The following is a 10,071-nucleotide window of genomic DNA, read 5'->3' as shown; positions in this document are numbered from 1 at the left end:
TCTAGAAACACTGTGAAACGGCCATTTTATTTAACGGCATGTTTGCCAAAAAAGCCTACGACCTTAGTTCCACTATCACTTTATCAAAAAAGTGATGTAATCATCTCCGTCGAGATTGATTACATCACTAATGTTAGTAAGTTTAATTACTCAATTCGGTTTAATAGAAAGCGCTGGCTCTCGTCCAGTATTCATTGTTAACCAAGTAGTAGGTAGATGTCTTCCCATTAAGGACAGAAACTCTTCTTGCCCGCTTGGTAATTGAAACCGACTTTGAACCTAAATCAGCAGTGGTTCCTGCTAACTTAGCCAATTGCGGATCGTTGAAGACCTTGGTATACATCGTGTATTTCTTCAGTGGGTTCATTGTCCGCTCATAAGATTCATAGGTGATCTTATCAAACTTCAGTGCACCAGAACGAACCCAATATTTACGGGCGTTTGGATCTGAGCTGAAGCGAATCCGGTACCACTTGCCAGTGTCTGCTGTTGCACGCATGTCAACGTACACAATGCCAGACTTCTTAGCGTGTGACCAGCCATCTTTAGAATTGTAAATGTACCAGCCCGCGTGACCACGAACATGGTTATAAAGGCTGTACTTCTTAGCATATGATGAATTTAACTTGGCGTATTGAGCGTTGTAACCAGAAACGTATGATTCCTTCTTGTTAGTGGCCTTGTTACCCTTATACTTACCAGTTAACTTTTGTAATTTCGTTGTGTTCTTAACGTCTGAAGGCTTAACTGGTGCGACCTTATTGTTGGTGTTGTTGCTGACGGTCATATCACTGGAGTCCATTCCAGCACTTAAAACAAACGGGATGTTGCTCTTAGAACTAGTGATCTTGTTGCCAGTAACTTTAACGCCGGTAATACCAGCACCCTTAGAGTTATCAAAGAATACGTAACGGTTGTTTGGATCCAAATTAACAAACTTGTTGTTGGTAATTTGAATGTTTGACATCTTCACAGTCGGTGAAGTGTTAAAGATCCGGATATAGTTACCTGAACCTAAAGCACCCTTATTTTCAAAGGTGTTACCGCTAATGTACAAGTTCGATACACAAATAAAGTGAATATTAGCGCCATCATCGTTTAGCTGTGGCTTAGCATCCTGCACGTAGTTATCCGTGAAATGAATGTCATGAATGATGCCGTCGACACCCTTAGCATAAACCACGTGTTGCCCAATCGGGTTAGGTGCAAATGACTTCACTGAACCTGAAGCATTTGAAAGCGGCACGAACTTGTTGCCGGTCACATTAATATCATACGACGGTAAATTATCGTACACATCACCTGGTTGGTGATATGACATGGCTTTACTGTTCGAATAGTCAACTTGGATTGCTTCTTTGTAATCAAAGTTGGTGTTGGCATTAAAACCAGTAAACGTCGAACCCTTGATGTTGACACCATGGCTACCGTCAATATCTATGTAGTGACCAGTTGGTGATTCAGCATTATCAAAAGTACAATTATTAAAGTTGACGTTTTGAGCATGGTGGATCGATTGAACAAAGACACTTTGACCATCACTAGTATTGTAGTCACCGCGGAAAGTAGCATTGTTCCAAGTAACGTTACTGATTCCGCCATCGTAGCCGCCCTTTGGACTAGGATAAACAAACGGAATTCGGTTGCCCTTTTCAATCTGGAAAACAGCATCTTTATCAAAATTAAAGGTGATGTTCGAATGAAGCACGATTGCACTCAGCTCAGCATTAGTGAACAAATAAGTCCCCTTTGGCACTTCAATGGTCACATTTTGATCTGGGTTAGCTGAATCGATTATATTTTGAAGCTTTTGAGCATTGTCAGTTTTACCATCGCCAACCATACCCTTGTCCTTAGCGTTGATTGTTGAATCCGCGTGAGCTACAACAGTTTGGCTCATGCTGCTATTAATCGTTCCAAACTGCGTAAACCCAACGCCGGCGATAACCCCTAAGGCTAATACGCCTAACATTAACTTCCTTGGTTTACTCATATATCACGTCATCCTCTCATGAAACACAAAAACTCCTCTAACAATAGAAAATTATATCACAAGGTTGGATTCATTAAGAATATATTTCCGTTTCAGGCATGTTACTAATTTATAACACATACGAAGTTATTCGTAATTTACACGCAATGAACAAAGAGGGACTATGCCTTGAGTCTATATTGGTAAGTATTTCAACCAATTCTTAATCCGAATTAGTTGTGGCTGTACTTCGGCTTTAACCGGTTATATAGCCTAATTGCGTTCCAAAACTCAGATTCCGGCCATTTAACGCAAATAATGCCTATTCCGCAAAAACCGCGGAATAGGCATTATTCACGTTAAATTCTGGAATCTACCAAGTTTTGTCACAGCTTGCAATGTGTTAATTAACTTTAAACTAGAAAACTTCTTTATCCGTATAATGCTGCGGCAAATCATTAAAGTCATACGTCTTCAATGACTGAATGGCTTCTTTACCATTGTAAAAGGCGGTATACGACTGTGCCAGCATTAAATTCAACTTCTTACTTTCGTCATATTGAACCAGGATCACTGGGACACCAGCTTCCCAGGCTGCACCAATTTCAAAGATGGTCCCTGAATCAGGTTCGTTTTCCTTGGTTTCTTCGTATTGATAATCCAAAATGGCGACCACAGCGTTCGCTTTATGCACCTGGCGAACATCGCTGTTAAACGTAGCTACTTGCCATTTAAAAGTACCAAATTCTAAATCTTCCTGCTGATGTTCAGAAGGAATAAAAATGCCGTCATCCGCGACCGTTGGGTTAGCACGCAATAAACTCACAACTTCGTTAACACGTTCGTTTTGACCATCACTGAAGAATGGGGCCGCTAAGTAAATGTTGTTCATGACAAGTCACGCTCCTTTATTATATTAACAAAAAGGATACCATAAATATCCCGTATTTAATCATTAAAATTAGCTCATTTAACCCGTTGCCGGTGCTGAAAGATCCACTTGGAAAATACCTTTTGGTTGTCGCTATCACGAATCAGCCAATCACGAATCACCATGCTATCATCATCTGTTTGTTCGTTCAGCAAATTCAGTAACCCAATCTCATCATCCTCTGATAATAACTTGACCGGTGCCAAGTGATCCGGCAGCCAGTCTAGAAGCGCCACTGGAATATCGCTGGGATTACCTGGGGCATCTTCAACGGCGATCACCATCTGCGGCAGCAAAATATAGTCCGTGTCCACCGGCTGATGATTTAGTGTCACTAGATCAGGCGCTATCCGGGCAAGTAACCGAGCGCTCATTTCAATCAGCGTATCTGGTAACGACGTCGTCTCCGCAGTGAGCATGGTGGCAAATACCCCAATCACATCATAATTTGCCAAAGCTAACACGTTCATCAGTGGCAGCAGCAAACCGTTTTGCTGACTTTGCCGCAGTAAATAACTGCCAAGATACTGTTCGGCTACCGGCGTGACTTCACTGGTTTTAAAACTGCCTAAAACTTCTTCGGCGGTTACTGAACGATTCATGAACCGATTTAACGGATGCTGATTCAAAGTCGCGTTATCAGTGAACCGGTATAGTGCTGCTTCATCCGTTCCAACTGGAGAAATCAAGCTGGCAAAGGGCGGTGCCTCATTAGCATCCACCCAGGCATAGACGCTGTGCAGCTGATCCTTTAATGGCTCTGAAAGTGTCATTGCTTCCAGTTCAGCCGGTAATGGCCGGTGCCGATATTCTTCAGATAACATCGTCATTCCCCCTTTATTCACAATATTAGTTGACGTTATGATATTGAAAATCTGTTGAATTTGCAACAAATCAGGTCTAGTAAAAAAGGGCTGCAACAACTAATTAAGTTATTGCGGCCCTTCTCGCACACGACGGCAAAATCGCATGCCAACAAGTGTTTAGCAAACTTATAGTAGCGGATTTCAAACTATCATTCAATTAAAGTTTAATGAAATTTAGGCTTTACGTTGCTGGCGAACCAGCGCTATACGGTAATTTACATTTTTTGTAAATTTCTCTTTCGTCATAAAAAAGCAGCCCCCATTTGGACTGCTATTCGTTAATCTTCAATTTTATGTTTCAGAGAAGTATTATTCAGCAAAACATTCAGAATAACGGCGATAAAACTTCCCACAACCATCCCGTTGCTCAAAATTGTTTGTGCTTCAGCTGGTAAAAATTGGAATAGGTGCGGCTGAGTTGTTACACCTAACCCTAGCCCGACAGAGACGGCAATAATCAGCAAGTTACGATTATTGAGATCAACTTTCATCAGCATCTTGATTCCTTGAGCACCCACCATTCCGAACATAATAAGCATCGCACCCCCTAAAACAGAAGCTGGGATCAGCGTGGCAATAGCGCCAAACTTAGGAATCAGCCCCAAGAAAATCAGAAGAAAAGCTGAATAGTAAACTGGTCGCAATGTTTTGATACCGGATAATTGAACGATCCCAACGTTTTGCGAGAAGGTCGAATACGGAAATGTATTAAAAATACCACCCAGTATAGCAGCCAGCCCCTCAGAACGATAACCGTGTTTCAAGTCCTTAGTATCCAAATCACGACCGGTTATTTCCGCCAGTGCAAAGTAAACACCAGTTGATTCAATCATACAGGTAACCGCCGCCAAGATCATTGTCGCAATGGACGACCATTCGAACTGCGGAACACCAAAGTAGAACGGTTGGGGCAGCTGCAGCCAATGAGCCGCGCTAACGGGAGCAAAGCCAACTCTACCAAGTGCAATGGCCAGCAACGTTCCCACTAAAATACCAATCAAAATGGCGATTTGCTTAATAAAGCCACGGCCCCAGATATTGATCACAATGATCACTAAAGCCGTTGTAAACCCTAACGTCAAATTAATTGGCGAGCCAAAACTTTTCGCAGCGGCATCACCGCCCCCAAGGTTTTGAAACGCAACTGGAATCAGTGTAAACCCAATCAGTGTGATCAACGAACCCGTTACGACTGGCGGGAAGAACCGTCTTAAACTGGCAAAGGGACCAGCAACTAAAATAATAAAGATTCCAGCGGCGATAATGCCACCATACATATACGTCCAGCCAAAATGGTTGCCGATACTTTGAAGCGGGGCAACGTATTCAACGGCGCATCCAAGCACGACTGGCAACCCAATCCCAGTGATGACCGTTCGCTTCAATTGCAGCAGCGTTGCAATCCCGCACATAAAGATATCCATGGAAACCAAGTAGGTCATCTGAGCAGCGCTAAAGTGCAGCGCGCCACCAACAAGTAACGGAACTAAAATGTCACCAGAATACATTGCTAATAAATGCTGAAAGCCTAAAATTAAATTCTTTACAACTGAACGATTGTTTTTAACAGTTTCCAAGTCCCATTACCCCTCATTCGGTTTTGTATTGTCCGCATCTCCATATTATCATCTAGGTTTTATTCATTCAAACCAATTATGAACAATTTTAACGTTATTACGTTTAAAGTTCGTATTTATCTATTTTTCAATTGATTCAGCCGGCCATAAACTGCTACCAGTTCACGTCCCAATTCAATCGTTGTCATTGCCATACTTAAATGGTCCTGAGCGTGGACCATCAGCAGTGATGGCCCTTTATCAGACTCAACGTGGGCACTGACGTAGGAACTTTGCGCTTGATGACCCTCTCCTAACCGCTTCTCTGCAGCTTCGAGCTTAGTCTGCGCGTCTTGATGCTGTCCTTTTTTGGCCAGTGAAATTCCCTCAAACGCCAGTTTCTTTGCGTCACCAGCAACTAATATCAGCTGCATCGCGACGTGCTGTTCATCATCAGTCATGTTATGCCCCCTCCGGAGTTTTTTTATTTTTACGGTAGCGCCATTTAGCAGGATATGCAATCACTTTTTGAACAAATTAAAGGTAATTGGCCGAAAAAAAGGGCTCTTGCCATAAGTCTATATTGGTAAGTATTTCAACCAATCCCTAATCCGAATTAGTGGTAACTGTACTTTGGTTTTATCTGATCATATAGCCTAAATACGTGTCAAAACTCAGATTCCGGCCATTTAACGCAAATAATGCCCATTCCGCAAAAACCGCGGAATAGGCATTATTCACGTTAAATTCTGGAATCTACCGAGTTTCGTCACAGCTTGCAAATCAAAAAACTATTTCAAATGCTTAGCTACAAATTCTTCAATTGGCAACCTAAAGTCTGCGTAATTAGCTTCCAATTCTTCTCGCGGCCAATTCCACCAGGCAATCTTAGCCAAATCAGCTTTAATTTCATCCGGGAACCGGTCTTTGATCTTTTTCCCTGGAATACCGCCGATAATGGTGTAGGGTTCAACGTCCTTCGTTACCACAGCCCCAGCGCCGATCACCGCACCATTGCCAATGGTTACACCAGCTTGTACCACCACGTCATGACCTAACCAGACATCGTTTCCAATCACCGTTTTTAATTGTCGGCGTTGCTGTAAAAAGGCCGTATCAGGGTCGCCAAAACCATAACCGGCACCATTATATGCGAAAATGTGCTGACTTGGTCTATTATAAGGATGATTGGTTGGTCCGATTCGAACCATGGCAGCCATACTGATAAATTTTTTCAGCTCACTGTTCTGGATAAAGCACAATTGTCCTGTATAGGTGTAGTCGCCAATGGTACTATTGTCAATAAAATTCTGGCTACCGATTTCCACGTATTGACCAAAAGTCGTGTCCTTTGTTTGCCCGCCTCCACCAATAGTCGGGTGATCCTTGGAAAGTTTCACGAAATCAATGTGCATTGGTCTCACTCCTGACATAAAATTTAAATATAGTATACTCGTAAATTTATTTTGGAGGGAAAAATATGTATCAAGTAAAAGCAATTGATGAGTTCAGTGTCAGTGAATTTGCTGGCAATATTTTTCAGCTCAAGGATACCAGCACCCCCGATGCCGTTTTAGTGCGCAGCTCTAAAGTGCCAGACGACTTGATTACGCCGCATCTGCTGCTGGTAGCACGCTCAGGTATCGGCACGAACACCATCAACATCGACGCGTGCACGCAAAATGGAACGGTTGTGTTTAATACACCGGGTGCCAATGCCAACGCCGTCAAAGAGCTAGTCCTTCAGGCATTATTTACCACCGCACGGCCATTGCAGGCAGCAATCGACCACACCGCTGCACTCACCGGCGACCACCTGCAACTGCAGGCCGAAGCTACCCGTTACCAGTTTATTGGCAGCGAACTTTACGGTAAAACCATTGGTATTCTCGGTCTTGGCGCAATTGGTCAGCGACTTGCTGACAGCTGCTATCACTTAGGCATGCAAGTTGTGGGCTACAATCGCAGTCCCAAAAATCTTCATTCCGTCCAGCAATTAGAAACCATCGATGAAGTCTTAAGTGTTGCCGATTTCGTGGTACTTCTATTACCATTAACTGATGCCACTCAGGGCATTATGAACGCCACTCGGTTTCGTTTGATGCGTAAGAATGCCGTTTTGCTAAACTTTGGTCGTGGCGCATTAGTTGATGACCAAGCAGTAATTACCGCACTAAAACAGGGGCAATTTAAACAGTACATCACAGACTTTCCCACTAAGCTCCTTCAGGATCAAGAGCGCGTGATCATGCTGCCGCACCTAGGCGGTAACACTGTCGAGGCACTATCCAAGAGCGCCAACCTGACGCTGCAAAACACCCGTGATTTTCTTGAGACCGGTATTATCCGTTCTTCGGTTAACTTTCCCACCGCTGATTTACCCTTTACCAGTCCCAACAGATTGACCCTCTTTTTCAAGTCACGCAACTCATTTTGGAACGATGTTGCCTCCGTTCTAAACCACTATCACGTCCCAATTTTAGAAATGATCAGTAATACCCGCGGTGACTACGGCTACATGCTGATTAACGTCGATTTATTGACAGGCACCATCTCCGCTGATCAAACAGCTGAACTGGAAGCTGCTCTTCGCAAAATTAACGGAACGTTACGGGTTCGGCTGCTAAATAACCCTTCCGATATTTCGTAAAATTTGAATTCTTAAGAATATCTAAGCGGAAAACAATAATATTGACCGCAACGCCTAAACTTCGATAAACTAGACGAAAAGCTGATTACTACGCCATAAGGAGCGCTTATGAATACTCAAACTATCATGACACTCATTGATCAATACGGTTACCTCGCCATTGTTTTATTAATTGCGCTGGAAAACGTGTTTCCGCCGATTCCCTCTGAAGTAATCCTCACCTTTACCGGTTTTCTGACACTCACCACCAACCTAACTGTCTGGGGATCAATTCTGGCTGCCACGCTCGGCTCAATATTAGGTGCCATTGTGCTCTACGGTATTGGCCGATTAGTTTCCGTAGAACGACTGAGCAGGTTTGTTAACACTCGGACAGGGCGACTGCTTCGCTTAAAACAAACAGATATTGAACGGGCTGGCAACTTCTTTAATCAGCGGGGCAGCATCGCCATCTTCTATGGCCGTTTTGTCCCAGTTGTCCGTAGTCTGATTTCCGTTCCGGCCGGAATGGCCGAATATCCGCTTTGGTCATTTATCGGTCTTTCAACTTTAGGGACCTTGATCTGGAACACGGTGCTGATCAACGCTGGCTGTTTAGCGGGTGCACATTGGAAAGCTGTCCTGAGCTGGTTCGAGGAAGCCTCAATGATGGTACTGCTAGTTGTCACCGTTGTAATAGTCCTGTCCATAGCCATTCACTATTATCGTAAAAGGAGCCGTTCTTAAAATAATCAAAAATCACATGACCTCAGCCATGTGATTTTTTAATTTCTGTTGAATTCTATAGTAGACTAAACGATTTCCAAATGAAGCTGTTCATCACGAACCCAGTCAACCGCTGCAAGCAAGTGGTAAACGACCAATGAGATGACTGCGGGTGCCAAAACGGCCATAACCATGTAGGCAATAAACATTGGCATACTGCTTGAAGCCAAGTTAATTGGCGCAATCAGCGAGTTCAAGCCCAAACCACCAAGGGTGTAGGAAACTTTGAACCCAAAGAAGACGGTAGCAAGCGGTGCGCAAACGCCAGCGGCAACAAACGATGGAATTGCCAAGCGCGGATTCTTCAAAAGGTTAGGAAATTGAACCTTAGGGGTGATGATGCCTTGCGCGATGTTAGCACCGATCTTATTTTGACGCCATGAGATAGCAGTAAAGCCAACGAATTGAGCGGTGGTACCAACCAAAGCGGCACCAGCTGCCAGTGGTGACAGCATAACGGCAACTGACAGAGCCGCCGAAGATGCAGGCGTCATCAAGAACAGTGACCAAGCAAGCGAAACACATACTGAACCAACAACCGGGTTAACTTGCATGGATTGTGCAATGAAAGCACTCATCCAATTCAATGCAGGTGTTGTCACACTCGCTAAGCCTAAACCAGCAATCGAGCCGACCAGCGTCGCAGCTAGCGGCACCAGCATCATATCTAACGGTGTCTTACCGGTGAGGTACTTGCCGACTAATACAGCAACTAAACCAGCTGCAACGGCACTGATTGGTTGACCTGTGGTGAAGATCCCCGATTGAGCGGCTTCCACCATTTTGTTACCAGTAGCGGTTGCTGCGTGCATTGCAGTCCCAGTAAAGTAAACGGCATTAGCACCAACTGTTGATGAAATCATCGCACTGAACAGAACCAGCGTGTTCACTTTCATTTGAGAAGCAATGGCGGCACCGAATGCTGGTGCCAGTAACCATTGGGCGATCGAGCCGACTTGGAATAGTGCTTGCCAATGTACAAAATTAGCGATTGATTGGGTTAACAGCCCAATGCCCAGCATAACCAAAACGGCATTTGAAACACCGGCTGAAACCTTGTAGACGTAATCCATAACCGACATCTTTTCTTCGGTGTCGGCTGTTGCTGCTTGTGTACTTTCCATATGTATGCCCTCTCTTTTTGCCTCTCTCATATGAGAGATATATAATAAAATTAAAAATTGATTAGAACTTTTATGACATTATTAAAGCATTAACCGAAAATTATGTCAAGAGTTTTCACAGCATATTTTAATTTTAATCTCATTTATAATTAATCTCTACTGCGAGGCACATACAAAAGAGCAGCAAGACGTAAAAATCTTGCTGCT

General features: G+C 43.7%; 9 protein-coding genes. 2 read left to right on the top strand and 7 right to left on the bottom strand.

Annotation, left to right across the window (positions count from 1 at the left end; translation table 11 throughout):
* Nucleotides 1-160: 160 nt before the first annotated feature.
* From JUE95_RS12280 to JUE95_RS12255, 6 genes are all read right to left on the bottom strand, one after another.
* Nucleotides 161-1,993: a glycoside hydrolase family protein gene (locus JUE95_RS12280; RefSeq protein ID WP_203652110.1), complete on the bottom strand. Its 1,833-nt coding sequence runs from the start codon at nt 1,991-1,993 to the stop codon at nt 161-163.
* A 397-nt stretch (nt 1,994-2,390) separates the two neighbouring features.
* Nucleotides 2,391-2,864 (bottom strand): nucleoside 2-deoxyribosyltransferase, encoded by a 474-nt coding sequence (locus JUE95_RS12275; RefSeq protein WP_203652109.1) that lies wholly within the window; start codon nt 2,862-2,864, stop codon nt 2,391-2,393.
* 74 nt (nt 2,865-2,938) lie between these two features.
* Entirely contained in the window at nt 2,939-3,727 is a 789-nt protein-coding gene (locus JUE95_RS12270; protein ID WP_203652108.1) for a hypothetical protein, read from the bottom strand.
* A gap of 320 nt (nt 3,728-4,047) precedes the next feature.
* Entirely contained in the window at nt 4,048-5,346 is a 1,299-nt protein-coding gene (locus JUE95_RS12265; protein WP_203652106.1) for a nucleobase:cation symporter-2 family protein, read from the bottom strand.
* 116 nt (nt 5,347-5,462) lie between these two features.
* Nucleotides 5,463-5,786 (bottom strand): PTS sugar transporter subunit IIA, encoded by a 324-nt coding sequence (locus JUE95_RS12260; RefSeq protein WP_203652105.1) that lies wholly within the window; start codon nt 5,784-5,786, stop codon nt 5,463-5,465.
* Between the two features lie 330 nt (nt 5,787-6,116).
* Nucleotides 6,117-6,740, bottom strand: a complete 624-nt coding sequence (locus tag JUE95_RS12255; RefSeq protein ID WP_203652103.1) for a DapH/DapD/GlmU-related protein — start codon at nt 6,738-6,740, stop codon at nt 6,117-6,119.
* Nucleotides 6,741-6,805: 65 nt separating this feature from the next.
* On the opposite strand from JUE95_RS12255, the gene JUE95_RS12250 reads away from it, so the two are divergent.
* Both JUE95_RS12250 and JUE95_RS12245 read left to right on the top strand, forming a co-directional pair.
* Nucleotides 6,806-7,975 carry an NAD(P)-dependent oxidoreductase gene (locus JUE95_RS12250; RefSeq protein WP_203652102.1) on the top strand — a complete coding sequence of 390 codons (1,170 nt, stop codon included), beginning with the start codon at nt 6,806-6,808 and terminating at the stop codon, nt 7,973-7,975.
* A gap of 108 nt (nt 7,976-8,083) precedes the next feature.
* The gene (locus JUE95_RS12245; RefSeq protein WP_203652101.1) at nt 8,084-8,701 is read left to right on the top strand and encodes a DedA family protein; all 618 of its coding nucleotides are present in this window, start codon (nt 8,084-8,086) and stop codon (nt 8,699-8,701) included.
* A gap of 65 nt (nt 8,702-8,766) precedes the next feature.
* Here the strand turns inward: JUE95_RS12245 and JUE95_RS12240 are convergent, their stop codons facing one another.
* On the bottom strand, nt 8,767-9,864 hold the full coding sequence (locus tag JUE95_RS12240; protein ID WP_203652100.1) for a PTS sugar transporter subunit IIC: 1,098 nt from the start codon (nt 9,862-9,864) through the stop codon (nt 8,767-8,769).
* Between the last annotated feature and the right edge of the window lie 207 nt (nt 9,865-10,071).

Origin of the sequence: Secundilactobacillus yichangensis, assembly GCF_016861565.1 — a bacterium.
GTDB classification, from domain to species: Bacteria; Bacillota; Bacilli; order Lactobacillales; family Lactobacillaceae; genus Secundilactobacillus; species Secundilactobacillus yichangensis.
Note: the sequence above shows the minus strand (reverse complement) of the source record. Positions and strands in the feature narration are given on the sequence as shown.

Coding starts and splice junctions, on each gene's coding strand:
- JUE95_RS12280 (WP_203652110.1), bottom strand. CDS start 1,993: ATGAGTAAACCAAGGAAGTTAATGTTAGGCGTATTAGCCTTAGGGGTT.
- JUE95_RS12275 (WP_203652109.1), bottom strand. CDS start 2,864: ATGAACAACATTTACTTAGCGGCCCCATTCTTCAGTGATGGTCAAAAC.
- JUE95_RS12270 (WP_203652108.1), bottom strand. CDS start 3,727: ATGTTATCTGAAGAATATCGGCACCGGCCATTACCGGCTGAACTGGAA.
- JUE95_RS12260 (WP_203652105.1), bottom strand. CDS start 5,786: ATGACTGATGATGAACAGCACGTCGCGATGCAGCTGATATTAGTTGCT.
- JUE95_RS12255 (WP_203652103.1), bottom strand. CDS start 6,740: ATGCACATTGATTTCGTGAAACTTTCCAAGGATCACCCGACTATTGGT.
- JUE95_RS12250 (WP_203652102.1), top strand. CDS start 6,806: ATGTATCAAGTAAAAGCAATTGATGAGTTCAGTGTCAGTGAATTTGCT.
- JUE95_RS12245 (WP_203652101.1), top strand. CDS start 8,084: ATGAATACTCAAACTATCATGACACTCATTGATCAATACGGTTACCTC.
- JUE95_RS12240 (WP_203652100.1), bottom strand. CDS start 9,864: ATGGAAAGTACACAAGCAGCAACAGCCGACACCGAAGAAAAGATGTCG.